The organism is Gilliamella sp. B3464 (genome assembly GCF_026536145.1).
Taxonomy (GTDB): Bacteria; Pseudomonadota; Gammaproteobacteria; order Enterobacterales; family Orbaceae; genus Gilliamella.
Genome location: NZ_JAFNOQ010000008.1, coordinates 60,437 through 86,175, shown reverse-complemented (window position 1 = coordinate 86,175; position 25,739 = coordinate 60,437). Strand labels below are relative to the sequence as shown.

The 25,739-nt window shown below is 35.8% G+C and carries 24 protein-coding genes; 12 read left to right on the top strand and 12 right to left on the bottom strand.

Going from position 1 to position 25,739, the window contains the following annotated elements:
• The first annotated feature begins 84 nt into the window (after positions 1-84).
• Positions 85-1,464: an MmgE/PrpD family protein gene (locus tag J3U57_RS09685; RefSeq protein WP_267344531.1), complete on the top strand. Its 1,380-nt coding sequence runs from the start codon at positions 85-87 to the stop codon at positions 1,462-1,464.
• Positions 1,465-1,517: 53 nt separating this feature from the next.
• Here the strand turns inward: J3U57_RS09685 and J3U57_RS09680 are convergent, their stop codons facing one another.
• The 7 genes from J3U57_RS09680 to syd all read right to left on the bottom strand — a co-directional run bounded on the left by J3U57_RS09680 (position 1,518) and on the right by syd (position 7,827).
• A complete protein-coding gene (locus J3U57_RS09680) occupies positions 1,518-2,270 on the bottom strand; it encodes an amino acid ABC transporter ATP-binding protein (protein WP_267334128.1) in 753 nt (250 codons plus the stop codon).
• Positions 2,271-2,281: 11 nt separating this feature from the next.
• On the bottom strand, positions 2,282-2,953 hold the full coding sequence (locus J3U57_RS09675) for an amino acid ABC transporter permease (protein WP_267334129.1): 672 nt from the start codon (positions 2,951-2,953) through the stop codon (positions 2,282-2,284).
• A complete protein-coding gene (locus J3U57_RS09670; RefSeq protein WP_267334130.1) occupies positions 2,950-3,735 on the bottom strand; it encodes an amino acid ABC transporter substrate-binding protein in 786 nt (261 codons plus the stop codon). The genes J3U57_RS09675 and J3U57_RS09670 overlap by 4 nt, the downstream gene beginning before the upstream one ends.
• A 2-nt stretch (positions 3,736-3,737) precedes the next feature.
• On the bottom strand, positions 3,738-4,256 hold the full coding sequence (locus tag J3U57_RS09665; RefSeq protein WP_267344532.1) for a GNAT family N-acetyltransferase: 519 nt from the start codon (positions 4,254-4,256) through the stop codon (positions 3,738-3,740).
• The gene (gene purB, locus J3U57_RS09660; protein WP_267334132.1) at positions 4,253-5,614 is read right to left on the bottom strand and encodes an adenylosuccinate lyase; all 1,362 of its coding nucleotides are present in this window, start codon (positions 5,612-5,614) and stop codon (positions 4,253-4,255) included. Before purB ends, J3U57_RS09665 begins: the two co-directional genes overlap by 4 nt.
• Before the next feature lie 335 nt (positions 5,615-5,949).
• Complete coding sequence (locus J3U57_RS09655) at positions 5,950-7,125, bottom strand: aromatic amino acid transaminase (protein ID WP_267344534.1); 1,176 nt, start codon at positions 7,123-7,125, stop codon at positions 5,950-5,952.
• Positions 7,126-7,254: 129 nt separating this feature from the next.
• Positions 7,255-7,827 carry a SecY-interacting protein gene (gene syd, locus J3U57_RS09650; protein WP_267358459.1) on the bottom strand — a complete coding sequence of 191 codons (573 nt, stop codon included), beginning with the start codon at positions 7,825-7,827 and terminating at the stop codon, positions 7,255-7,257.
• Positions 7,828-8,530: 703 nt separating this feature from the next.
• Here syd and rne point away from each other — a divergent pair.
• The 8 genes from rne to pgi all read left to right on the top strand — a co-directional run bounded on the left by rne (position 8,531) and on the right by pgi (position 18,441).
• Positions 8,531-11,248, top strand: a complete 2,718-nt coding sequence (gene rne / locus J3U57_RS09645; protein ID WP_267344538.1) for a ribonuclease E — start codon at positions 8,531-8,533, stop codon at positions 11,246-11,248.
• Positions 11,249-11,318: 70 nt separating this feature from the next.
• On the top strand, positions 11,319-12,254 hold the full coding sequence (locus J3U57_RS09640) for an ABC transporter permease subunit (RefSeq protein ID WP_267334136.1): 936 nt from the start codon (positions 11,319-11,321) through the stop codon (positions 12,252-12,254).
• Positions 12,247-13,107, top strand: coding sequence for an ABC transporter permease subunit (locus tag J3U57_RS09635; RefSeq protein ID WP_267334137.1), 861 nt, complete (start codon positions 12,247-12,249; stop codon positions 13,105-13,107). The genes J3U57_RS09640 and J3U57_RS09635 overlap by 8 nt, the downstream gene beginning before the upstream one ends.
• 2 nt (positions 13,108-13,109) lie before the next feature.
• A complete protein-coding gene (locus J3U57_RS09630) occupies positions 13,110-14,099 on the top strand; it encodes an oligopeptide/dipeptide ABC transporter ATP-binding protein (protein ID WP_267334138.1) in 990 nt (329 codons plus the stop codon).
• Positions 14,100-14,118: 19 nt separating this feature from the next.
• Positions 14,119-14,934: an ATP-binding cassette domain-containing protein gene (locus tag J3U57_RS09625; RefSeq protein WP_267334191.1), complete on the top strand. Its 816-nt coding sequence runs from the start codon at positions 14,119-14,121 to the stop codon at positions 14,932-14,934.
• A gap of 221 nt (positions 14,935-15,155) precedes the next feature.
• Positions 15,156-16,088 carry a homoserine O-acetyltransferase MetA gene (gene metA / locus J3U57_RS09620; protein WP_267334139.1) on the top strand — a complete coding sequence of 311 codons (933 nt, stop codon included), beginning with the start codon at positions 15,156-15,158 and terminating at the stop codon, positions 16,086-16,088.
• Positions 16,089-16,272: 184 nt separating this feature from the next.
• Positions 16,273-16,527: a hypothetical protein gene (locus J3U57_RS09615; RefSeq protein ID WP_267334140.1), complete on the top strand. Its 255-nt coding sequence runs from the start codon at positions 16,273-16,275 to the stop codon at positions 16,525-16,527.
• A gap of 264 nt (positions 16,528-16,791) precedes the next feature.
• Complete coding sequence (gene pgi / locus J3U57_RS09610; protein ID WP_267334141.1) at positions 16,792-18,441, top strand: glucose-6-phosphate isomerase; 1,650 nt, start codon at positions 16,792-16,794, stop codon at positions 18,439-18,441.
• A 90-nt stretch (positions 18,442-18,531) separates the two neighbouring features.
• On the opposite strand, the gene crr is transcribed toward pgi, so the two are convergent.
• The 4 genes from crr to J3U57_RS09590 all read right to left on the bottom strand — a co-directional run bounded on the left by crr (position 18,532) and on the right by J3U57_RS09590 (position 21,566).
• Positions 18,532-19,035 carry a PTS glucose transporter subunit IIA gene (gene crr, locus J3U57_RS09605; RefSeq protein ID WP_065634094.1) on the bottom strand — a complete coding sequence of 168 codons (504 nt, stop codon included), beginning with the start codon at positions 19,033-19,035 and terminating at the stop codon, positions 18,532-18,534.
• 9 nt (positions 19,036-19,044) lie between these two features.
• The gene (gene ptsI / locus J3U57_RS09600; RefSeq protein ID WP_267334142.1) at positions 19,045-20,772 is read right to left on the bottom strand and encodes a phosphoenolpyruvate-protein phosphotransferase PtsI; all 1,728 of its coding nucleotides are present in this window, start codon (positions 20,770-20,772) and stop codon (positions 19,045-19,047) included.
• A gap of 52 nt (positions 20,773-20,824) precedes the next feature.
• On the bottom strand, positions 20,825-21,082 hold the full coding sequence (gene ptsH / locus J3U57_RS09595) for a phosphocarrier protein Hpr (protein WP_065634096.1): 258 nt from the start codon (positions 21,080-21,082) through the stop codon (positions 20,825-20,827).
• Positions 21,083-21,221: 139 nt separating this feature from the next.
• Positions 21,222-21,566: a hypothetical protein gene (locus J3U57_RS09590; protein ID WP_267334143.1), complete on the bottom strand. Its 345-nt coding sequence runs from the start codon at positions 21,564-21,566 to the stop codon at positions 21,222-21,224.
• Between the two features lie 122 nt (positions 21,567-21,688).
• Between J3U57_RS09590 and J3U57_RS09585 the strand changes: the two genes are divergently transcribed.
• Positions 21,689-22,231 carry a UPF0149 family protein gene (locus tag J3U57_RS09585; protein ID WP_267334144.1) on the top strand — a complete coding sequence of 181 codons (543 nt, stop codon included), beginning with the start codon at positions 21,689-21,691 and terminating at the stop codon, positions 22,229-22,231.
• A 33-nt stretch (positions 22,232-22,264) separates the two neighbouring features.
• Positions 22,265-23,590 (top strand): Xaa-Pro aminopeptidase, encoded by a 1,326-nt coding sequence (pepP, locus tag J3U57_RS09580; RefSeq protein WP_267334145.1) that lies wholly within the window; start codon positions 22,265-22,267, stop codon positions 23,588-23,590.
• Positions 23,591-23,678: 88 nt separating this feature from the next.
• Here the strand turns inward: pepP and J3U57_RS09575 are convergent, their stop codons facing one another.
• Complete coding sequence (locus J3U57_RS09575; RefSeq protein ID WP_267344540.1) at positions 23,679-24,503, bottom strand: TonB family protein; 825 nt, start codon at positions 24,501-24,503, stop codon at positions 23,679-23,681.
• 155 nt (positions 24,504-24,658) lie between these two features.
• Here J3U57_RS09575 and ispB point away from each other — a divergent pair, with 155 nt between their 5' ends.
• Positions 24,659-25,645 carry an octaprenyl diphosphate synthase gene (ispB, locus tag J3U57_RS09570; protein WP_267334147.1) on the top strand — a complete coding sequence of 329 codons (987 nt, stop codon included), beginning with the start codon at positions 24,659-24,661 and terminating at the stop codon, positions 25,643-25,645.
• Positions 25,646-25,739: the final 94 nt, after the last annotated feature.

Here is a 25,739-nt window from a genome sequence, read left to right as displayed (position 1 = left end):
ATATAATTTTATAATCTTTAATTTATTACTGGTTATCGGTTATTTTAATGAGTAAGTAAATCAAACCGTTTTAATGAGCAGCGAATGAATTTAGGCAAACAGTTAAGTTGTTTAATAAAAAATACACCGCTAATTACCGATCCTCACACAATTGAGTGTGCGATTAATGGTGTGATTGATTATTTTGCATGTAGTTTACAAGCTCATGATGATAGTGATGCACAAAAGCTCTTGGCGTGGATAGAGGATGAAGGTGGGCATGCCCGATCTTGGCTGGTTGGGCAAAAAAAATTGGCAACAGCACGCCAGGCTGCCTTATTTAATGGCTATCAAGCGCACTGCTTAGATTATGATGATGTGCATGCTGATGTGCGAGGACATCCTTCGGCTGTTATTTTATCGGCACTGTTTGCCAGTATTCGATTAGACAACCGAAACGCGATTGATCTGAATGGACACCGGTTTTTAACCGCGTATATTATTGGTGTTGAAGTCATGGCTTTATTAGGTAAAAGCGTCAATCCACAGCATTATGAAAAAGGTTGGCATACAACTATTACGCTCGGGGCAATGGCAGCAACGGCAGCAATTTGTTATTTGTATGATATGCCTTTTATATCTCAAGCATTAGCGTTAGCAGTAACTCAAGCGTCAGGAATGCGCTTACTCATGGGCACACCGATTAAATTTTTACATGCAGGATTAGCGGCTCAACAGGCGATCCAGTCTATTTCATGGTTAAGTATTGGGATATCGGCTGATAAAGATTTTCTCGATGACAAATTAGGGTTTCTAGCGGTTTATGGGCAAGGTAATGGTAATTTTAGATTAAATCAATGGGGCAAAAGTTGGAAGATCGCTAACCCTGGATTATGGTTTAAGACTTATTCTTACTGTTCTGCAGCTGCATATATAGCTGATGCGGGACAATTACTGTTTCAGCATCCACAATTTAATTGTCATGATATATCTCATATCACAATTTTCTTTGCACCACCGAACAGTGATGCCGCGCTAATTTATTCATCACCAACCCTAGCGGAACAGGGGCGATTTTCTGCTGAATATATTTTAGCGTTAACGCTATTGGGGATCCCACTTGATTTTGAACAATTTTCCTCAAATCCTATACCAAAGAATATCCATAAATTGATGCAAAAAATGCAACGTACCTATCAAACTCAAGATAGCTGTCAGATAGATGTTACCGCACAACCAGGCGCTTATACTGGACGCTATGTTGTGGTAGAGATTCATTTTAATTCTGGAAATACAATTTGTCAGCGGATTGATAGCCCTAAAGGTTCCCCAAACAATCCCTATACCAAGCTTGAGATGCAGTTAAAATTAAAAAAAGCAGTAGGGAACGAACAAAAAGCCGATAATTTAGTGAAAGATATCTATCAATTGGCTACAGGACTAAGCGTTGACCAATTTGTTAAACGACATTGGTTAACGCTTTAACCCTTTAAGCGATAGAATGATTTCTGACTTTTATTCAATGAACAAGGTATTCACTAAATTTCGAAATTAATATCGTCGCTTAATTGACGCAAAAAGCGTTGCGTGAGGGCATGTTGTGGATTATCGATAACAGATTTAGCCACACCTTCTTCTATAATGATACCATTTGCCATAAAAATGATACGATCAGCGACATATTTGGCGAATTCCATTTCGTGCGTGACAATGATCATGGTAATGTTTTCTTTAGCAAGTTGTAACATGACTTGTAATACTTCGTGTACCCGCTCAGGATCGAGCGCTGATGTAGGTTCATCAAATAATAGTACTTTGGGCCTCACCGCTAATGCTCGAGCAATGGCAACCCGCTGTTGTTGACCTCCGGATAAAGTACTTGGGTACTGATTTGCGTATTCGAGCATGCCTACATGGGTTAATAGTGATATGCCAAGCTCTTTAGCCTGATTTTTATTCATTTTTTTACCCACCCTAAGTGGGTAGGTAATATTTTCTAACGCTGTTTTATTTTTAAATAAATTATAGTGTTGAAATACCATGGAAGATTGTTTACGTAAATTGCTTTCATCTTTATGGCTGTACTGATTACAATTAAGAACAACCTCACCGATACGAATTGTACCTGTATTGGGTTTTTCCAGTAAATTTAAACAACGTAATAATGTTGATTTTCCTGAACCAGAAGGACCAATAATAGCGACAACTTCGCCTTGTTTTACCTGCAAGTTAATATCTTTTAGCACTTCATTATCAGCAAACCGTTTAGATAAATGAGATACAGAAATCATTCCTTTGCTCCTTAACGATGATAGGGCTTGGTGAGTTTACGTTCTAACTGTTTTTGTATCCAAGAATAAGCAACAACAGTTAGCCAATAGACAATACCCACCGCTAAGTAGGTTTCAAAATAAAGAAAAGAGTTTGCCGTTAACATCTTCCCTGCGGCAAGTAATTCTTGCACACCAACAAAAAAAGCCACGGATGAATCTTTAAGTAAAGAGATAAACATATTACCAGTATTTGGCAGAGCGTTGACCATAGCTTGTGGCAATATTATGCCTCGATAAACTTGAAAGATACTCAAACCTGATGTAAGTCCTGCCTCTTTTTGACCAATATCGACTGATGTTAATCCTGCCCGAAAAATTTCGGCTAAATACGCTGAATATTTTAGGCTAAAGCAGATAATGGCCGCTGTAGTTGCGCCCATCTGTTTTAATGCAGGAAAAATTTGGGGTAAGCCATAATAGATAATAAATAGTAAAACAACTGAAGGGATCCCTCGAAATAGCGAAATAAACAGCGAAAAAATCGAATCGACAATAACAATGTTATTGTTTCTTACTAGTGCGATAGCGAGTCCTAAAACAATGGCGAAAATAATCGATACGATAGAAATAAAGAGTGTTACTGGCAAATAAGGTAAAATCTGCGGGAACACACCTAAAAAATAGTCTATGTTAAAATTCATGAGGTAATATCTTCGCCAAAATATTTAATTGATAGATTTTTCAATGTACCATTTGCACGTAATTTTTCTAAAGCTTGATTGAATTTTTCACGTAGTGCTTTACCTTTTTCATCTTTACTAAATGGGAACGCTACTTGTTCGATAGTTATTGGTTCACCGACTAATTTAAACGGTAAATTTTTTCGTTTAATTTCAGCAAGTAAAATTGGTTTAGAATTTACATAACCGTCAACACGCTGATATTCAGTGTCATACATTGCGCCGTCTCTTGTTTCGTAAGTTTTAATTGTGACTTCATTATTTGGGAATGCTTTTTTCAAATTGTTAATGTGATTTGAACCCAGCACGCCAGCAATAGTTTTACCCTTAAAATCAGAAAGAGTATTAATGGTTTGATTATCTTTATGTGTAACTATTTGGCTACCATAAAAGCTGTAAGCATTGGAAAAATCGTATTTGGCTTGACGGGCCGGCGTTATTGCAACAGCATTGGCAATGGTATCTAATCGCCCTGAATCGAACTGCCCCATTAAGCCACCGAATTCAGCAATGACCCATTCAACTTGATAGCCTAACTCGTTAGCAATCGCTTGTGTCACTTCCACATCAAAACCAATTAACTTGCCGTCTTGTTTGAAGCCATTTGGATAGCTTTGTCCTGTCGAGCCAACTTTAATGACCTTTTGTTCTGTTGCTTGATTGGTCGCTTTATCATCACAACCAACTAGTAACGTCAAGCTTGCAAATAATACGGCCGATACTATCGTTTTTATTGTTCTCATCGTTAATTACTCCTTGATTTCCATTGAGTATAATTTTTATGATTAAGTATTTTTTCAAAATAAAGTGTAGTGTGATCTGGTGTTAAGTCAGCTTGACCAATCGGACGATAACCTTTATTGATATAAATTTGTGCTAACCAAGGATGATTTTGTGCAGTACCTAATGTAACCGCAGGTAATTTTAATTGATTGATTAAAATTTGATTTTCTACCCAGTCCCATAATGCATTGCCATAGCCTTGACCTTTATATTGGGGATTGGTTGCAAACCAGCCTAAATGGGGTAAGCCATAAGGTCCAGGATTATTACCCCAAGGAAAGCGAATACTCAACGTTGATACTAATTCGCTATCTTTTTCAGTAACATACACCGCATTCGATTCAATGTGATTGGCAATGGTAAATCGGTCAACAGTCGCAGCGGCAAAATGAATGCCTAATTGACTGACTGCCTGATAGGCATTGTGTAATAACGTTTGATAAGCAGGAATATCATCATAAGTCATCAAGCGAAAAATCATATTAACACTCCGCTTTTATCCGCATAATCAATCACTTGCTGGACTTTTTCGGATGCTGATCCTAAGTAATTAATTGGATTTAACCAGTTTTCAAGCTCAGTATCGGTAAATTCTTGGTTCAAGTTGGGATCTTCTAATAATACCGCTTTAAAGGGGCGATGCTGTTCAAAAGCCTTCATTGCATTTTGATAAACTAAATGATGTGCTGTCTGTTTACCTAACCGTTTACCGATTTCAAACATGACCTTCTCTGACAGTAATAAGCCATTTTGTAATGACAAATTGGTGAGCATTTGTTCGGCATTGACTTTTAAACCTTTCAAAACAGCTAATGCTGTTTGTAATTGTGCAGAAATATAAAGGTTAATTTCAGGCAGGGCGATCCACTCAGCTCGCCAGCTCATGGCGTCACGTTCATGTTCAACTTTCATCGATTCATGAATTAGCGCCACACTTTTTAATAATGGCGCCGTTAAGCTGGCAAGACCTTCTAGTGCTGCTGGATTGCGTTTATGTGGCATGGTCGTTGAGCCAATTTTTCCGTCTGAAAAAGGCTCTTCTACCTCATTAATTTCAGTACGCATTAAATTATAAAATTCATTACCAATTTTACCGAGTGTGCCGCTGATTAAGGCGATGACTGATGCGTATTCTGAAAACCGATCACGCGCGGCTTGCCAGCCAATATTCGGAGTATTAAGACCGAGTAAGGTTAATGCCTGCTGTTCAATTTTCGGCCCTAGCTCACCCATTGATGCATAGGTACAAATTGCGCCACTGATATTACCGACCAGTACTCGTTGTTTAATTTCATTTAACCGTTGTAAGTGGCGAACAAACTCATCTAACCAAACTGCAAGCTTAAAGCCAAACGTTGTTGGAAGTGCTTGCATACCATGAGTACGCCCAACCATCGGTAAATATTGATATTGTTTGGCTAACCGTTTGAGTTCATTCGCGATCAGTTTGGTATCACGCTCAATTATTGCAAATGATTGTTTTAGTTGTAAAACTGTCGCCGTATCAACAATATCTTGGGTCGTTGCGCCATAATGAATAAATTGACCTGCTTCGCCGACTTGTTTTTGCAGTGCATTGATAGTTGACATTAAGGAGTGTTTGGCTTTAGCGGCTTCATCGGCTATTTGTTCAATAGATAGTTGAGAAGCATCGGCTTTTTCAATAATTGCATCAGCAACCTCGCGAGGTATCACACCCAGTTCACCTTGTGCTTGCGCCAGGGCGACTTCAACTTGTACTTGTTTTTCTAAACGATGTTGTTCTGACCAAATGGCGCGCATTTCACTCGTGCCAAAATTATTACCTAAAATCAAAAAATCTATAACGTGTGATGCCACTAAATCACCCTCAATAATTATTCTCTACTCTGTTTAATAATTATTCATAATAATTCGATCATCGTCTAATAATCAGTTTGTCTATTGTTATAACTAAAAGGAATATCGTGTTATGTGTTGTAGTGGAGAAGATATTTTAAGAAGCAATATTGTGAATAATGGCACGATAATTATGGATGGATGTTATACAATGCCTTAAAAGGTCAGAAAATAGTGCTATCAAGCCGCTATATTTTCAGTAATATGGTGCAGTTGCTAAAAAATCGGTAGGTGATACTAATTTTATCTTATGAAAGATTGAATTAATTCACCCCAATTTTATATCAAAATAGATTTTATAAAACCTCTACAATTGATTCACACAGTCTTGACATGTTATCTAACGTCATGCCTGCAACGTTAATTCGTCCTGAATTGACAATATAAATGCCATAATCGTTACGCAATTTTAGTACTTGTTCTTCACTTAAACCGCTAAATGAGAACATACCATTTTGTTTAGCGATGAAACTAAAATCTTGGTTAGCGCCTTTTTCTTGTAAGGTTTTGACAAATAATTGACGCATACGGTGAATACGTTGTCGCATATTGGTTAATTCATCTATCCATTCTTCTTTTAATTCATCATTGTTTAAAATATAAGAAACGATTTTTGCACCATGCGCAGGTGGATTTGAGTAATTTGCTCGAATAATGGTTTTAACTTGGCTAAAAGCGCGATCGGCAATTTCACTATCGGCAGCAATTAAGGTAAATGCGCCAACGCGTTCGTTATACAGGCCAAAGTTTTTTGAATAAGAACTAGCAATCAGTAGTTCTGGTTGACTTTCGACAAACAACTTTAATCCGTAAACATCTTCTTCAATGCCTTGACCAAAACCTTGATAAGCCAGATCAAAAAGCGGTAACCAACCATTTTTTAAGGCTAAATCGGCAATGGCTTGCCATTGTTCTGTGGTCGGATCAATGCCTGTCGGATTATGGCAACAACCATGAAATAGCACAGCTTCACCAGCTGCAACTAGACTTAAATCACTCATCATTGCATCAAAATTAAGTTCATGGTTTTGTGGGTCATAGTAATGATATTCACGCACTTCAAGCCCTGCTGTTTGGAATACACTGCGATGATTTGGCCAAGATGGATTACTGACCCAAACTCGTTTTACTTTAGTTCGGCGTGCTAAAAAGTCGGCCATAATTCGTAATGCACCCGTTCCACCCGGCGCTTGCGCGGTTCTTGCACGTTCATTTTCACGACCAAACAGAAGTTTTTGAGTTGCTACGTTAAAAGCATTGACACCATCAATAGGTAAATAACTTTTGGTCGTTTCATCAGTTAATAAAAAGTGTTCTGCTTTTTTTACACTTTCTAAAATAGGTGTTTTAGTTGTTTCATCTTTGTAAACACCAACGCTAAGATTAATTTTGTTAGTGCGTTCATCTTTATTATAAAGATCTGCTAATCCTAAAATGGGATCGGCGGGAGCTGCTGTTAAATTTTCAAACATAATTCACCTATCTGATCTAATGACTTTCAATGCATTATATACACATTATTTTGTAAGATACAATTTCGATAATAGTTAATTTTGTTTATTATCTATATAATTAATGCGTTATTGGTATACAATTATTGTTTAACAAGTAACAATTAATTTATTTAAAAAAGCGGTTAAATCCTGACTTAACGTTGTCAATTCTCCACTAATCAAATCCTCTTTGACGACTTCCCCTGTTAAATTATTTATTGCAATAATTTCGGTACTGTCATTGGTTGACGCAATAAAAATAGTGGGGATCCTTTTTAATTTTTTTTGTTGGGTTAGATGCGCAATTAAATTTTGTTCCAGATTCGAAAAATCATCATCATTCCAAGCTTGTATTAAGAGTAATTCAATATTGTCAAAGATTGCACTCATATTGCCAGCATATTGGCTACCATAAAAAAGATGAGCACTTGGGTGTAATTTAAGACCAACGACTTGTTCAATAATCATTAGATTTTTCGGTGGCTGTAATAAAAAAGGTTGCCAATAAACCGATAAATTTTGGGTTTTTATGATACAAGGAGAGGGCAGAGCGTGGAGTTCGTCATTGTGCGGCGCGCCATCAAATTGATGTATCCAACGTGAAGTAAATTCGACTAATGCATTTTTTTCACAATTATTCATAAAGTAAGGTGTTCTCTTTAACCATTGTTTGACAGTCATTATACTCAATCGATTTAGATATGCACTAAGCGAGTGAGCTTTGATTCTCGATTTTGTGTTATCAATCACAGAATAAAAAAACTGTAAAAATATTTCAGGTTATTATGATGTTTTAGTATAAAGTATATTGGGAATAAGCTTAGTTTTTGACTATTGACTCAACAGTATTTATAAGGCATTTAAAATAACTTGCTAACTATCTATAAAATTTGAAGTTTAATTTACTTGCTATCCTTTGCTGAAACGTTAATAATAAGACAGGATTTTTTATCCTTGTAATGCAGCAATGGCGTTAGACATTACAATTTATCAAAAATAAAATAGCGTAAGTAGAATCATTATAATTAAATAATATGTTTATTTTAAACAATCACATAAAGATTTAGTTTGTTAGCCAAGGTCGATAACCTCACTGCGGTTTGCAAATTAACCAAAGTAATAATATCGATGAATTATATGTTTAGGAATAGTTCAAAAAGTATGCAAGATTTTTGAATTCTAATGATGCCTAAAATTTTGTATAGATATTGTGTAACAGATATTGGATTCACATAAAATAATAACAAAAATAACACAACTAAAATAATGAATACCGTATCAAAATATTTAGTTAAGTACCATTAATGATCATTGTGAAAATAAGCACTTATTAATAGTAAGGTTCTACCTACAATTAATTAAGATTAATTAAGAGTGTAGAATAATGAAAAGAATGCTAATCAACGCAACCCAGCAAGAAGAGCTGCGTGTTGCTCTTGTTGATGGCCAACGCTTATATGATTTAGATATCGAAAGTCTTGGGCATGAGCAAAAAAAGGCCAATATTTATAAAGGCAAAATTACTAAAATTAATCCAAGTTTGGAAGCGGCTTTTGTTTCTTATGGTGGTGAACGTGATGGATTTTTACCCCTAAAAGAGATTGCTGATAGCTATTTCCCCTCTAATGTGACTGGTCGTCGAAGTATTAAAAATTTACAAGAAGGCCAAGAAGTTTTAATTCAAATCGAAAAAGAAATTCGTGGCAAAAAAGGTGCAGCGCTTACCACTTACATTAGTTTAGCGGGAAGTTATTTAGTTTTAATGCCAAACGATCCTCGTGCAGGTGGGGTTTCACGACGAATAGAGGGTGAAGAGCGAGCCGATTTAAAACGGATTATTGATGCGATTGAAAAACCTAAAGGTATGGGCGTTATTGCTAGAACTGCTGGTGTAGGTAAAAGCCAAGAAGAGTTACAGCAAGATTTAGATGCATTAGTTAACTATTGGACAGCGATCCAAAACGAATCGAAAAATCATCCAGCGCCGAGCCTAATTCATAAAGAAAGTGATATTATTACTCGGGCATTTCGTGATTATTTGCGTGATGATGTGGGCGATATCTTAATTGATAACCCTAAAGTGCTTGAAATTGCTAAAAAACGGCTTGTTGATTTAGGGCGAGTAGAATATGTTAGCCGATTAAAACTTTATGATGGTGATGTGCCGTTATTTAATCATTTCCAAATCGAAGGACAAATTGAATCAGCATTCCAGCGAGAAGTTCGCTTACCTTCTGGTGGTTCGATTGTTATTGATGCAACCGAAGCTTTAACCGCGATAGATATTAACTCAGCCAAATCAATCCGTGGTAGTGATATTGAAGAAACCGCGTTTAATACTAACCTTGAAGCCGCAGAGGAAATCGCCCGTCAGTTACGTTTGCGCGATTTAGGTGGGTTAATTGTTATCGATTTTATTGATATGACCCCAATTCGTAACCAACGCGAAGTTGAAAATCGTTTAAAAGAAGCGATGAAAACTGACCGTGCAAGGATTCAAACCACTCGTATTTCGCGCTTTGGTTTACTTGAAATGTCACGTCAACGTTTAAGTCCTTCATTACGAGAAGCCACGCATCATATTTGTCCTCGCTGTCAAGGGACGGGTACGGTTCGTGATAATAATTCATTATCACTTTCTATCTTGCGATTAATCCAAGAAGAGGCAATGAAGGATAATACTGTTCAGATTGATGTAATTGTTCCCGTTCCTATTGCCAGTTATTTACTTAATGAAAAACGTCGCGCCATCACTAATATTGAAAGAATGCACCCAGATGTGAAAATTGTCATAGCAGGTGATGAAGAGATGGAAACGCCACTTTATAAAGTGATTCGTAAACGAAGTGGTGAAGAGACTGATGTACTAAGTTATAATCTGCCTAAATTGATCCGTGAACTTGAAGAAGAGGAAGAAGATCAGGCAACGGAAGTGGTTGTTGAACAAGCGGTCTTATCAGGTCCTAAAGTCGAAGCTAGTACCATTACAAAAGTTAAGGTTGAAACTAAAAAAGCTGAAAATTCAGGAAGCTTTTTCGGTGGGTTATTCGGTAAGATACGCCAATTATTTGCAGGTGAAAAAGAAAAACCACAGCCAGAAGTCAAACCTCAACCGGCCAAACGACGCGATAATCAGCGTTCAAATAACAGGCGTCAACGTAATAATCGTCAAAATAATACCGTCAATAACGCCAATAATGAGTTAGTGACAACGCCATCTTCTTCTGAAGCTGTAGTAAAAGAAGTGAGTAATAAAACTAATCATCGTCGAAGTAAACAAAATAGTCATGCAAATTCGGCAACTACTGTTAATGCAACGAAAGCAGATAAAGTGGCGAACGAAACAGCACCAAGTAAGCCAAAAGAGGTTAAACCAAGACGACAACAGCGCACATTAACCAAAAGCGTTCGCGTGAAAAATGTTGAGACAATTACTCAACATCAAATTGAAAGCGGAACAACAAATGAAAGAGTCATTATTCCAACTTTATTGTTGCCAGTTATTGCCGCTGAACCAACGGATAATAATGTTATTGCTGATGTACAACCTAAACGCCAACGACGTACATCAAGGCATTTACGTATGAACGGTCAACGTAATAAGCGACGAGTTAAAAATACTGAACTTAAGCAGTCACCAATGCCGTTGCCATTTGCTGCGGCATCATTAGAATTAGCTTTAGGACGCGTATCGATTGATTATAGTCAATTGACTCAGGATGAACCTAATACTGCTGTGGCAGTGATACCTTCATTATTATTGCCGATTATTATTAAAGAAGATCAAGTAGCAAGTGATGGTGCAGTGGTTAATGATACGGTGTCAGTATCGAATCAACCTGAAGGTAATTTGCAGTTTGATTTTAATGATATCGAACAAAATACCAATGAGAGTAAATTGGATAATACAATTACGCATTCAACCGGCTACTCTTCGTCAGTGATGACAAAAGCCCCTGCACCTGATTATGTGATATCGGAAACGGGTATAAAATCACGTCAAGAAGCGGATTATCAATATCAAGGAAAAGGTAATGCTGGCGGTTTAAGTGCGCAAGATCATGCTTATGCCGCAGCAAGTAAACCGGTTATACCTGATTAATCAATCAACTAAATAAAACACGGTAATAGCTACTACCGTGTTTTATTTATACTAGCGATAAAGATAAACAATGATTATCTATATTTTCAAAAAAATAGTGACGTTTTTATTTATTATCTGCGTATTGGCTCAGATTAGCTTCTGTTTAGTCTATTTTGCGCCTAATTCAATGTTTAATTTCAATAGTCTAAGTTTTGTTGATGCCTACAGTGCTTTTTTTAAGCAATTGCTTCAAGGGCAGTTTAAATTGATAACAGGTGAAACTGTGCCGTTTTTTCATACACTGTTGGCAACATTTGAACTTTGTATTTTGGCTTTATTGGTCGCTTTGTTTGTTGGATTACCTTTAGGTATCTTTTTGGGTTTAAGCAATATTAACTGGTTAAATACCGCCATTCGTTTAGTGAGTTTATTGCTATATTCTTGCCCAATCGTTATGCTGGTTATCATTATTATGTACTTGTTATCGCCTACTTGGTCGGTATCAATGAATTTTAATGTATCACCATCTATTACTGGTACCTCTTTGTTGGATATATTAATTTCATCTAAAAAAGTCAAATTACCCGCTCTGCTTGATCAGTTGCATCATTTGTTATTGCCTATCATTATTTTAGCCATTCAACCGAGCATTATGACGATTCAGTTAGTCAGTCAAAATGTTAAAAGTACTTCACGACAAAATTATATTAAAATGGCGATTATTCGGGAGCGATCACCTTTTAAAATTTTACGTCGCCATTTGTTACCTAATTCCATTCCTGCGACAATTCCACAATTGACTTACAATACAACAACACTATTATTTTCAACGATGGTGATTGAAATTCTATTCAATCGAGTGGGATTAGGGCAATGGGTGATGATTGCTTATCATCACCATAATTATTTTATTATTTCTATTGCGATTCTTGCTTGTGGTACTGTAATAAGCCTACTCACCTTATTAGGCGATATTACGGCAATTGCTATCTATCCTTTGCGCCATAAGGAACACTATGTCTAAGGTTGCACAATTATTTAAAAACATAAAATTATGCTTTAATCGATTGCATAGTAATCTTTATTCTATTGTCGGATTTTATGGCATATTAGCTATCGCTTTTGTGGCGTTATCAACGAAGTGGTTTTTTCATGCCAATTTAAATCCTATTTATCCAACATTATTACCGCCAGCTTGGTGGGCAAATGGGGATTTGAATCATATTTTAGGTACCAATGCTAATGGGCAAGATATTTTTGATTATCTGCTTATTGGATATCGTTCCACAATATCAATGACACTAAAAGCGGTATTTTATGTGGTAGTAATTGGTGGTTTAATTAATTACCTTATGTTTTTTGTTTCGTTTATACGCCCATTTGTCATATTTATTTTTCGATTTTGTATGGTAGTTCCACCACTATTAGGTGTGATTGTCATTAGCTTATTATGGGAAGATGATATCACCAATATGTTATTTGTCGTTGGCTTATCCTATACGCCACGTTTTATTTATAATATTCATCAACGGGCGATTAATGAATGGAATAAAACTTATATCACGGCATATCGTCTTGATGGCTTATCGCCATTTTCAATTTTAAATCATTATATTTTACCTAATATTTTACCTGTATATTTGACTGAAATTGTCTCGCTATTTGGTTCAATTATTTTAGCCATAACGACTATCACTTTTTTAGGCTTTGCCAACGATCTTTCACGACCAGATTTAGGTATGATGATGTTTAAAATGAAAGATATTATTGATAGTAATTATTTAGCATTTCTAGCTCCAGGTTTAGCGGTGTCTGCGACAATTACGTTTGTTTATCTATTCAATTTTGGTTTATATGGCCGTCGAGCAGGACATTAATTATGGCTTTGTTAGATATTCGCAATTTAACCATTGAATTTATCACCCCAGATGGACTATTACGCGCGATAGATCGTGTTAATTTGAAATTATCAGAAGGTGAAATTCGTGGATTAGTGGGTGAATCGGGTTCAGGTAAAAGTCTGATTGCTAAAGCTATTTTGGGTGTGACGAATCATAATTGGAAGATTTCAGCCGATCGTTTTTATTTTAATGATATTGATTTACTTAAACTAACGACAAAGCAACGTCGCAAGGTCATTAGCGCACATATTTCGATGATATTTCAAGAACCACAATCTTGTTTAGATCCGTCTATGAAAATTGGCCAGCAATTAGTTGATGCAATTCCAAGGCGAACGTTTAAAGGACATTGGTGGCAGCGGCTATTTTGGCGCAAAAATCGTGCAGTTGAATTACTGCACCGAGTAGGGATTAAACACCATAAAGAGATATTAAAATCTTACCCGTTTGAATTAACAGAAGGTGAGTGTCAAAAAGTCATGATTGCTATTGCGTTAGCCAATCAACCTAAACTATTAATTGCGGATGAACCAACTAATGCTATGGAAGCAACCACAGAAGCGCAGATATTTAGATTACTTGCCAGTATGAATCAAAATATTGGTACGACGATTTTACTTATTAGTCATGATTTACAGATGGTCACCAGATGGACCGACCGGATCAATGTCCTTTATTGTGGGCAAACGGTTGAAATTGCTGACAGCGAAGATTTAATTAAATCGCCTTATCATCCTTATACTCAAGCTTTAATTTATGCTATTCCTGATTTTGGTAAAGCTATGCCACACAAAAGCCCATTAAATACACTTCCGGGTGTAATTCCATCACTCGAACACTTACCTATCGGTTGTCGTTTAGGTCCACGATGTCCTTATGCTCAAAAAAAATGTATTCAAGCACCTGACCTTATCTCGATAAAAGATCATTCTGTTGCTTGTCATTTTCCGTTAAATATGGATGAGTAGTTATATAAAATAGGAACAGATCATGAATCCAATACTGAAAGTGCGTAATTTATCGAAGCGTTTTAAAATACCTAAAGGCTTGTTGGGTACGCTGCTAATTAATGCTGTTAATCCGGTATCTTTTTCGTTAAATGAAGGAAAAACGTTAGCCATTATTGGGCAAAATGGATCGGGAAAATCGACGTTGGCTAAAATGTTGGTTGGTATGATAAAACCAGATAGTGGCGATATTTGGCTTGACGGTAATAAGGTTGAATATGGCGATTATCATTATCGCTGTCAACTTATTCGCATGATATTTCAACATGTTGAAAGTTCGTTTGATCCAAGATTACGCATTGGTCAATTGTTAGAAATACCTTTAAAACATAATACTAAATATAATGCTTATGAGCGTGAAAGATTAATTAGTGATGTATTAAAACAAGTTGGGTTATTACCTGAGCATGCTGCTTATTATCCTTCGGTTATGGCGGCGGGGCAAAAACAGCGAGTCGCATTAGCTAGGGCATTAATATTAAAACCTAAAGTCATTATTCTTGATGAAGCTTTGGCGGCGTTAGATATTTCAATGCGTTCTCAAATTGTTAACTTAATGTTATCACTACAAGCCGAGCATAATATTTCTTATGTTTATGTCACACAAGATATTGGTATGATGAAGCATATTAGTGATGAAATTTTAGTTATGCATAATGGGGATGTTGTTGAGTATGGTAACACAGCAGAAGTGTTAGCATCGCCGTTAAGCGATATTACCCAAAAATTAATTAATAGTTATTTTGGTGAAGCGTTAACCGCAGATAGCTGGCGAACTGATACCCGAGCTTTTTAACGTGTATTGATTTTTCTTATATCATCTTTAGCTCGATAAGCTTTCATCTATCCTATAATAACGGTTAACTATTCTCATGATTTTTTGTGAATTATGTTAGCTAATTGATTAAATAAAAATCTCGACAAATAATATAAAACACTCTATATTTAGCTATATGGATTTCTAGACGTCTATTTTAGGTGTTTAAAAATAACTCATTGTTTTTAGGAGCTTTTGTTATGCCAATTTGTATTCCTGACTCATTACCTGCGGTTGATGTATTACGTAATGAAAATGTATTTGTTATGACTTCATCTCGGGCCAATACTCAAGAAATTCGTCCACTCAAGCTTCTTTTTCTTAATTTAATGCCTAAAAAAATCGAGACTGAAAATCAATTTTTACGCTTACTTTCCAACTCATCTTTACAAGTTAATATCCAGCTATTACGTATTGATCAACGCGAATCAAAAAATACACCGGCTGAGCATTTAAATAGTTTTTATTGTGATTTTGATAATATAAAAGATCAGAATTTTGATGGGCTTATTATTACCGGTGCGCCATTAGGCAAAGTTGCATTTTCAGATGTTGTTTATTGGCCTAAATTGACTGAAATTATCAAATGGGCGAAAGATCATGTGACTTCCACCTTATTTGTTTGTTGGGCGGTACAAGCAGCGTTAAATGTTTTATATGATTTGCCAAAATTTACACGCACCCAAAAACTATCTGGGGTTTATCAGCACCAAATCGCTCAGCCTAATGCCATTTTAACACGCGGTTTTGACGATACTTTCTTAGCCCCTCATTCGCGTTATGCTGATTTTCCTGTTGATAAAATTAAACATTACACTGATTTAACCATTTTGGCAGAATCTGAGATAACCGGACCATATTTAATGGCAACAGCCGATAAACGTATGGCGTTTGTGACTGGCCATCCGGAATATGATTCTTTCACGTTAGCTAATGAATATTTTCGTGATTTAAAAGCCGGTATTAATCCACAAATACCTTATAACTATTTTCCTGACAATAATCCTGAGTTAGCCCCTAAAGCGACATGGCGTAGCCATGCTTATTTATTATTTAGTAATTGGCTGAACTATTACGTTTATCAATTAACACCATATGATTTAACCACACGTAATTTAACTATTGATGATTAAGTGAAAATAAATCATGTCTTCATTTAAAGAAATAGTAATAAATTAACTGGTTTGGTGTTAATCATTCACTATCTATGTAATGTCGTTTGATGTCTATTTTATAAATTGAATTTTTCTGTCATTGGACGGAATACGAGATGGGTAGAAAACAACTTTGATTTTTATGGGATAGCACCTTAATTAATTGGGTATTTCCGTTTTTTTACCTCGGGTCTATGCAGAAATTATCCATGATAAATCGATTGGTGAAACGCTAAATTTCCATACACCTCACTTAGGTTTCATCGCTGGCGCGTTAACTAATGGCATGAGTCAATTTGTTATCTTGTATATACCTATAGTGAAGGCAAGTAAGTTTAGTAAAATACTGCAAAAAGTCGGCGCATGGGGCAAAGGGATGATAGGTAGCCGGTGGTGTCACCGATTTTGTGGTATTTGATCCCCATTAAGAACGCTGTCAAACTCAGTACAAGAACTTCCCGAACTTCGCAACCCAAAAACTGAATATTTGGTAAGCCAAGTCAGATGACAATGTTGCAGAAGGAAGATTAAAAAAATTGTTTGAAAGGACCATTAGATAGCGCTTTTTATAAATTTTTAGCGTGATTAATTTAAAAATAAAAGATAAAAGATCCTTATCTTGCATCATGTTAGTCATAGTTATATTATGGTTAGTAATGCTATATTATTTAAGGAATTTATTATGTTAAAGTCAATTGATCCAACTACTACTTCCGCTTGGAAGTCACTGCAAACAAGCTACCAAAAACACCATAATAAAACTATTGCACAGATCTTAAAAGATGAACCTAATCGTGTTGAAAAACTCAGTATTCCATTCGAAGATGAATTTTTGGTCGATTTATCAAAAAATCGTGTGACACAAGAGACATTGGACATTCTCTACAAATTGGCGCAAGAATGTGATTTAAATAGCGCAATTAAAGCGATGTATAGTGGTGAAAAAATTAACCGTACTGAAAACCGTGCTGTTTTACATGTAGCATTGCGTAATGTAGAAAATAACCCGATCTATGTCGATGGAAAAAATGTCATGGATGACGTTAATGCCGTACTGGCAAAAATGGCGTCATTCAGTAAAAAAGTGATTAGCGGTGAGTGGAAAGGTTATACCGGTAAAGCAATTACCGATGTTGTCAATATTGGTATTGGTGGTTCGGATCTTGGTCCACATATGATTACAGAAGCTTTACGCCCTTATAAAAATCATTTAACCATGCATTTTGTATCGAATGTTGACGGTACGCATATTGTTGAAGCGCTCAAAGGATTAAATCCTGAAACAACCTTATTTTTAGTTGCATCTAAAACGTTTACTACCCAAGAGACCATGACCAACGCGCAAACTGCACGTAAATGGTTACTTGATGCTGCAAAAGATGATAAAGCGGTTGCATTACATTTTGTCGCGTTATCAACTAACGCCAAAGAAGTTGAAAAATTCGGCATTGATACGGCAAATATGTTTGAATTTTGGGACTGGGTCGGTGGGCGATACTCATCGTGGTCAGCAATCGGGTTATCGATTGTTTTATCTATTGGATTTGATAATTTCAAACAATTTTTAGCTGGCGGTCATGCTATGGATAAACATTTCCAAAGTGCGCCAATTGATAAAAATATTCCTGCATTACTCGCGTTAATAGGGCTTTGGTACAATAACTTTTGTGGTGCTGAAACCGAAGCTATTTTACCTTATGATCAATATATGCATCGCTTTGCTGCTTATTTTCAACAAGGAAATATGGAGTCAAATGGTAAAAGTGTTGATCGTAATGGTAATAAAACCACGTATACGACTGGTCCAATCATTTGGGGCGAACCAGGAACCAATGGGCAACATGCGTTTTATCAACTCATTCATCAAGGTACTAAGCTCATCCCTTGTGATTTTATCGCACCAGCTATCAGCCATAATCCGGTTGGGGACCATCATCCAAAATTGTTATCTAACTTTTTTGCTCAAACAGAAGCATTGGCTTTTGGTAAAACAGCGCAGCAAGTTGAACAAGAGTTTATTGCAGCAGGTAAACGTTTAGATGAAGTTAAATCCGTTGTGCCATTTAAAGTATTTGAAGGTAACAAACCGACTAATTCAATTTTAGTGAAAAAAATTACGCCTTATACTCTCGGTGCATTAGTTGCGATGTATGAACATAAAATCTTCACACAAGGTGTTATCCTTAATATATTTAGTTTTGATCAATGGGGCGTTGAACTTGGCAAGCAGTTAGCGGGTCGAATTTTACCTGAATTGGCTGATGATAAGCCGGTAAGTTCTCACGACCAATCAACCAATAACTTAATTAATCAGTATAAAAAGTGGCGTTAATCTGATTTTATTGATTCAATATAGTTGAATCAATAAAAAACCTTCAGTTTTTGGACTGAAGGTTTTTTTTATAGCTAACAAGATAAGTAATTACTTCTTAACTCGCATTATTGGTGTTTTTCCTGCTTCGACAGTGCCCGATAATTTAGTTAGTTCGGCAATGGTTTCCATGTTGGAAATGACAACTGGCGTTAAGACTGATTTTGCTTTACTTTCCAGTAATGGTAAATCAATCTCTATAATTGTATCACCTACTTTAACTTGCTGACCTTCTTCGGCTATACGTGTAAAACCTTCACCTTTAAGTTCTACTGTATCAATACCAAAATGCACAAAAAGCTCAATACCTTCGTCTGATTCGATGGCGAAAGCATGATTGGTCTCGAAGATTTTGCCAATTTTACCACTTAATGGCGCAACAATTTTATTCCCAGAAGGTTTGATTGCAACACCATCACCGACAATTTTTTCAGCAAAAACCACATCAGGTACATCTTCGATTTTGACAATTTCACCACTTAGTGGCGCAATAATTTCGATGCTATTTTTACTATCATCGGACACAAATTGCTTTATTTTATCGAACAGTCCCATCGTTGTCTCCTAACAAATTTGCTTTTCAGCGGTATAAGTTTGTATTAAATCAAGAATTTCTTTAGCTGTTGCTTTTTCTAATGCTGTATCTGCAAATTTTTTCGCTTCTTGGTAATTAGTATTACGAATTAATTTTTTAATTTTCGGAATAGATACCGCACTCATACTGAATTCATCAAGCCCCATACCAAGTAATAAGATAGTGGCTCTTTCATCACCAGCAAGCTCACCACACATACCTGTCCATTTACCTTCTTGGTGAGACGCATCGATAACTTTCTTAATTAAAGTTAATACCGATGGTGAAAGTGGATTATAAAGGTGTGAAATAAGCTCATTACCACGATCAACGGCTAATGTATATTGTGTTAGATCATTAGTACCAATACTAAAGAAATCAACTTCTTTCGCTAAATGATGTGCAATTACCGCAGCAGCTGGCGTTTCAATCATGACACCAATTTCGATATTTTTATCGAATGCTTTACCTTCTGCATTTAATTGTTCTTTTAGAATATTGATTTCTGATTTTAATAAACGAATTTCTTCAACAGAAATAATCATTGGGAACATAATGCGGAGTTTACCAAATGCTGATGCACGTAAAATAGCGCGCAACTGAGCATGAAGTATTTCTTTTCTATCTAAGCAAATACGAATCGCTCGCCAGCCTAGGAATGGATTCTCTTCTTTTGGAAGATGCATATAAGGAACATCTTTATCACCACCAATATCCATAGTACGGACGATGACAGATAAACCATTAGTGGCTTGTGCTACTTCTTTATACGCTTTAAATTGTTCTTCTTCATCAGGATAACTTTCACGATCCATGAATAAAAATTCAGTACGATAAAGACCAACACCTTCATAACCATTACGTTCTGCACCAGCGATATCGCGTACGGTACCAATATTGCCACAAATTTCCACTTGATGCCCATCAAGGGTAACAGCTGGTAAATCTTTCAATTTAGCGAGTTCTTCTTTGTCGGCAAGATATTTTGCTTGAACTTGTTTTAGCTTTTCTTGAGTTGAATGATCCGGATTGATGTAAATTGCATTGTTGATGGCATCTAAAATTACAAAATCACCTTGTTTGATTTCTTGTGTTGCATTAGATGTCCCCACGATTGCTGGAATTTCTAATGAACGAGCCATGATTGATGTGTGTGAAGTGCGTCCACCTGCATCAGTGATGAAGCCTAACACCATTTCTAAATTTAATTGAGCGGTTTCAGAGGGTGTAAGATCCGTTGCAACTAAAATACAAGGTTGGCTTATTGCACTTAAATCGACAATTTCGATGCCTAAAATATTTTTTAGTAATCGTTTACCAATATCACGAATGTCTGCTGCACGTTCTTTTAGATATTCATCGTCTAAATTTTCAAGCTCTTTTGCTTGTGCTTCAAATACAGATTGTACTGCCGCATCGGCGCTTGAGTGTTTACTTTCGATTCGTGAAATAACTTCTTGTTCAAGATCTTCATCTTCAAGAAGCATAATATGACCTTCAAAGATAGCCGCTTTATCTTCACCTAATGTTGATTTAGCTCGTTCCATGATAGCGTTAAGTTGCTCGCTAGACTTTTGACGAGCTTCTTTAAAACGTTCAATTTCTGCATCGATTTTGTTATCAAGAATTTGTTTATTATTAATAACAATAGGCTCTTCTTTTAATAATAACGCTTTTGCAAAAGCGATACCGGGAGAAACAAGTATACCTGATACCATAACATTTAATCCTTATTCAATTTTAAAACTGTTCATAGCTAATTGGGAGTTATTATTCTAATTCTGGAATTAATTTTACTAGATGATGTACTGCTTCTTTTTCATCTTCGCCTTCAGCAGAAATTGTAATTGTTGTTCCTTGTGTTAATCCTAAAGTTTGTAATTTAAATAAACTTTTAGCACTTGCGCTCTTACCATTGGATGTAACTGTAATTTCAGAGTTAAAGTTTTTTGCTTCTTTGACAAATTGTGCAGCAGGACGGGTATGAAGACCATTCGATGCAGTAATTGTGACATCTTGCTTGTACATAGTTATTTTTACTCCCAAAAATATTATCATTTACGCGAACAATATAAATAAAAACTGCCAGAAACGCCAGTAAGATTTAATATAACTTTGAAACAGTTAATATTATTTTTAGTAATACCTCAAGATTAGTCATATTTTATCAATATTGGTAAATTCGAGTGATCTTATCACTACACTTTTTGAATTCAACTTGCCCATGAACACCATGTTTAATGTTTTCAAAAACGGCCTCTTCGCTACCATCATGCTTTGAAATTTTAATTTCTTGCTCACAGAATGTTTCAAATCGTTGCAGTTCTTGTTCACTCGTTCCTAATTTATAATGGTTTGGTAAATCTTGGCTTTTTACATAGGTATGGGTTTTATCACGTAGATCGAGAATAATAACACCTTTGTTTGATGACCATGAACTACAGGCTGTTAATGTTAAAGCAAACGTGATAAATAGCAGGGGAAATTTGATGAATAAACTTGCAATGTTCAAAATAATTCCTTTATAAAGCTTGGTAACCTGTTTATTATTTATAACTAGGTATGAATTATATACTAATTATTAGTGAAAGTGCAGGGTGCATTTTATTGACGTGACAAGATCAGGGTGGGGTAATGACTGATACTATTAACTATGACGAATTAAATCGTCAATTAATCGAATGTAACATTGGGATTAATGCTGCTGAATTACATGGTTTTATATCCGGGATTTTAGCGGGTGGTAATCATGATGAAAGTTGGCGTCCATTAGTCAAGGATATGTTAAATAATGGAGAGGCGATTGCAGAACCATTAGAGCAACAAATTAAAAAGCTTTATGATTTAACCAAACAGCAATTTTCTAATGAAAATTTTGAGTTTGAGTTATTACTTAGTGAGCATGATCTGTTTTCGCAGATCGATGAATTAGTTGGTTGGGTTAATCATTTTTTACTGGGAATAGGTTTAGTTCAACCAACGATTAACCGATTAAAAGGTGATGTTGGCGAAGCGATTTATGATTTACGTCAAATAGTCAAGCTTGGTTATGATGAAAATGAGGATCAGCAAGAACTTGGTTTTGCTTTTGAAGAAATTAAAGAGTATGTCCGTATCACCTCAATGTTGTGCTACGATGAATTTAATGAATCAGATATTGTACCGACTATTCATTAATTGGAATAATCATTTCTTTTTAGGATCATTAAAATGATAGATACAGATATTAAAACTGAACTGTGTAATCGTCGTGAAACATTACTTGCTAAAATGGCAACCAATAGTGTGGCACTTTTCTTTGCAGCGCCAGAAGTTGTTCGAAGTAACGATACGCATTACCCTTATCGGCAAAATAGTGATTTTTGGTATTTTACTTGTTTTAATGAGCCAGAAGCGGTTTTTGTAGTAATTAAACAACATGATAATCAGGCACGTTATGTCTTATTTAATCGAAAAAAAGATCCTTTAGCTGAAACATGGACCGGTTATCGTTTAGGGCAAGCGCTTGCTTTAGACACAGTTTGGGTCGATGAGGCTTATTGTTTTGATAGCATTAATGCTAATTTACCTAAAATCTTGAAGGGAAAAGATATCGTTTATTATGCCGATGAGCAGTATCAATACGCGGATAAGATTATTAAAAAAGCATTACGAGCTTTAATCAAAGAAGGTAAATCCACTGGTTTAAAACCAATTTCAATCAGTGATTGGCGGCCTGTTGTGCATAAAATGCGAATGTTTAAATCAGATTTTGAGATAAATATTTTACGGCAGGCTTGTGATATCAGTGCTCAAGCTCACCGAAGGGCTATGCAAAAATGTAAGCCAAACTTGTATGAGTATCACTTAGAGGCAGAAATTTTATATGAATTCGCGTGTCATGGTGCCCGATATCCTGCTTATAATACTATTGTTGGAAGCGGTAATAATGGCTGTATCTTACACTACGAAAATAATAGTGCACCATTGAAAGAGGGTGATTTGGTACTCATTGATGCGGGATGTGAGTATCAGCATTATGCGGGTGATATTACGCGAACATTCCCTATAAACGGTAAATTTAGTCAGGCTCAACGTGAAATTTATGATATTGTTCTGGCATCACAATATGCCGCAATTAAGCTCTTAAAACCCGGAAACTCAATTAACCAAGTTAATCAGACCGTGATTAAAATTATGGTCGAGGGATTGGTAAAATTAGGTATTATGCAAGGCGATGTGGATAAATTGATCGCTGATAAGGCGTATACTGAATTTTATATGCATGGTTTAGGGCATTGGTTAGGCATTGATGTTCACGATGTAGGAAGTGATCGCCTTTATCTTTTAAAACCAGGTATGGTGTTGACTGTTGAACCAGGATTATATATTAACCAAAATGCCGATGTACCTGATCAATATAAAGGGATTGGGATTCGTATTGAAGATAATATTTTAATTACTTCATCGGGTAACGAAGTGCTCACTTCTGCTGTACCTAAAGAGCCTAGTGAAATTGAAAAGCTGATGGCCAATAAAGCATCGGTTATTGAGTGATAAAAAGTGCCATAATCATTGTTTAAAAAGATTATGGCTTTTAGTTTAATTATTGTTAATGAATTGTATATAGTCTAGCGTTTGATTATTAGTCTAAATTAATTGATTTATCCCGATTAAATACAATTTTGATTTTTAAATTTTGTGCAGCAATAGGTTTGTATTTCCATGTCTTCATGGCATTAATTACCGATCGGTTAAAAATATTATTGGGTTGCGCTTCAATAATTCTGATATTTTCAACACGCCCTTCGCTATTAACATCAAACATAGCAATGACATATCCTTCTAAACGCATATCGAGTGCTCGTCTAGGGTATTCTGGTTGATTTCGACTAATTGGAGAAGCGCTTGCCGAATATTGGCGATTATCCGATATTTTAGGTGCGACCGAAGTGCTAGCCATATTTTCACTTGCAACTTCTTGTCTAACTTGTTGTTGTGATGATTTTTGTGTCGGTTGTGGTTTTTTCTTTGGTTTGGGTTGTGGCTTTACCACCTCTTTTTCAGGTGTGATAACTGGTTTATCTGGTATTTTAACGGGTTCTGGCTCTGGTTTTTTTTCTTCAATAACTTCTGGCTCAACAACTGGTTCTATTGGTGTTTCTTCAATAGGTTTATTGTCGATAACATCACTGTTATTGTCACCTTTTATTTCAGGTTTGTCTTCAACTAAAGATTGTTCAGGCGCTGCTAATTGTGATAAATCAACCATCACAGCTTTGATTGAGTTGTCTCCTTCTTCAACAATGATATCTTTGGCAAATAGTGCAGAGCTAAATAATAAGGCGAATAAGCATAAGTGTGAAGCGACCGAAAGGGAGGTAAATAAATAAGTACCTTTCGGCTTTTTCTGAGCAACAATTTGCGGATCTTTTTCAGTATTGATATCAATATCAAAGTTAATCTTCATAACAATTATCATTTTTTACTTAAGGATGGCATTTTAAATGAAAATGCTTATCATTTGTAGTTTTTTTTTAAAGATGATATATCAATAACTTGTTGCACAAAAAGATTTATCAGATAATAGTCAATAAATTTCTATTGTTTTTAGCGGTTAGGCTGATGAATAATCCATCAATGAATCAAATTCTCGATCTTATAAAAGATGACTTAGTAAAAGTTAACGCAGCAATACAGGCAGAGCTTAGCTCTGATGTCGCTTTAATTAATCAATTAGGTAATTATATTATTAGCAGCGGCGGCAAACGTATTCGCCCTGTTATCGCATTATTAATTGCTAAGGCGCTTAATTATCAGGGCGATAAACACATTATTGCTGCTGCTTTTATTGAATTCATTCATACAGCGACATTGCTACATGACGATGTGGTTGATGAATCTGATTTACGACGTGGAAAATCAACCGCTAATGCACTTTTTGGTAATGCCGCTAGCGTATTAGTTGGCGATTATATCTATACGCGATCATTTCAAATGATGGTACGCACCGAATCGTTTAAAGTGTTGACTATCATGTCAGCGGCAACAAATGTTATTGCTGAAGGTGAAGTGCAACAGTTAATTAATTGTAATGATCCAAACATTACTAAAGAGCAATATTTGGAAGTTATTTATCGCAAAACCGCGCGTTTATTTGAAGCCACCTCCCATTCTGCTGCGGTATTAGCTGGCGCTAATGAGCAGCAAGAATTAGCCTTGCAAGAGTATGGTAAATTTTTAGGTACCGCATTTCAAATTATTGATGACCTATTGGACTATAGTGCTGATAGTAATCAAAAATTGGGTAAAAATTTAGGTGATGATCTTAATGAAGGTAAACCAACATTACCGTTGTTACATGCTATGCATAATGCTGGCAACAGTGATGATGCTGAATTAATTCGTCAAGCTATTTTACAAGGTAATGGGCGACATTTGTTAGATCGTATTTTACAGATTATGCAAGACTGTGGATCTCTCGAATTTACGTTACAAACTGCACAGCAGGAGGCCCAAAAAGCCTTTGATGTTATTGCAATTTTACCTGATTCACCTTACAAAAAAGCGCTGCAAGATCTTGCTTTGCTATCTGTTAAAAGAGAAAACTAAGCTGACTGAGCATGTTTGTGTTTGATGCTGAGCAGCATCGTTTTCTTTAAACTGTTTGATATTCACTATTTGAATAATCATTGTCAAATTTTGT

What these genes read in the sequence shown, in the direction of transcription:
- J3U57_RS09635 (WP_267334137.1), top strand. Translation starts at nt 12,247, where the DNA reads ATGTCTAAGGTTGCACAATTATTTAAAAACATAAAATTATGCTTTAAT.
- ptsH (WP_065634096.1), bottom strand. Translation starts at nt 21,082, where the DNA reads ATGTACAAGCAAGATGTCACAATTACTGCATCGAATGGTCTTCATACC.
- crr (WP_065634094.1), bottom strand. Translation starts at nt 19,035, where the DNA reads ATGGGACTGTTCGATAAAATAAAGCAATTTGTGTCCGATGATAGTAAA.
- J3U57_RS09655 (WP_267344534.1), bottom strand. Translation starts at nt 7,125, where the DNA reads ATGTTTGAAAATTTAACAGCAGCTCCCGCCGATCCCATTTTAGGATTA.
- pepP (WP_267334145.1), top strand. Translation starts at nt 22,265, where the DNA reads ATGATAGATACAGATATTAAAACTGAACTGTGTAATCGTCGTGAAACA.
- rne (WP_267344538.1), top strand. Translation starts at nt 8,531, where the DNA reads ATGAAAAGAATGCTAATCAACGCAACCCAGCAAGAAGAGCTGCGTGTT.
- J3U57_RS09670 (WP_267334130.1), bottom strand. Translation starts at nt 3,735, where the DNA reads ATGAGAACAATAAAAACGATAGTATCGGCCGTATTATTTGCAAGCTTG.
- J3U57_RS09680 (WP_267334128.1), bottom strand. Translation starts at nt 2,270, where the DNA reads ATGATTTCTGTATCTCATTTATCTAAACGGTTTGCTGATAATGAAGTG.
- J3U57_RS09575 (WP_267344540.1), bottom strand. Translation starts at nt 24,503, where the DNA reads ATGAAGATTAACTTTGATATTGATATCAATACTGAAAAAGATCCGCAA.
- J3U57_RS09665 (WP_267344532.1), bottom strand. Translation starts at nt 4,256, where the DNA reads ATGATTTTTCGCTTGATGACTTATGATGATATTCCTGCTTATCAAACG.
- J3U57_RS09585 (WP_267334144.1), top strand. Translation starts at nt 21,689, where the DNA reads ATGACTGATACTATTAACTATGACGAATTAAATCGTCAATTAATCGAA.
- J3U57_RS09630 (WP_267334138.1), top strand. Translation starts at nt 13,110, where the DNA reads ATGGCTTTGTTAGATATTCGCAATTTAACCATTGAATTTATCACCCCA.
- syd (WP_267358459.1), bottom strand. Translation starts at nt 7,827, where the DNA reads ATGACTGTCAAACAATGGTTAAAGAGAACACCTTACTTTATGAATAAT.
- J3U57_RS09685 (WP_267344531.1), top strand. Translation starts at nt 85, where the DNA reads ATGAATTTAGGCAAACAGTTAAGTTGTTTAATAAAAAATACACCGCTA.
- J3U57_RS09640 (WP_267334136.1), top strand. Translation starts at nt 11,319, where the DNA reads ATGATTATCTATATTTTCAAAAAAATAGTGACGTTTTTATTTATTATC.
- ispB (WP_267334147.1), top strand. Translation starts at nt 24,659, where the DNA reads ATGAATAATCCATCAATGAATCAAATTCTCGATCTTATAAAAGATGAC.
- J3U57_RS09675 (WP_267334129.1), bottom strand. Translation starts at nt 2,953, where the DNA reads ATGAATTTTAACATAGACTATTTTTTAGGTGTGTTCCCGCAGATTTTA.
- ptsI (WP_267334142.1), bottom strand. Translation starts at nt 20,772, where the DNA reads ATGGTATCAGGTATACTTGTTTCTCCCGGTATCGCTTTTGCAAAAGCG.
- pgi (WP_267334141.1), top strand. Translation starts at nt 16,792, where the DNA reads ATGTTAAAGTCAATTGATCCAACTACTACTTCCGCTTGGAAGTCACTG.
- metA (WP_267334139.1), top strand. Translation starts at nt 15,156, where the DNA reads ATGCCAATTTGTATTCCTGACTCATTACCTGCGGTTGATGTATTACGT.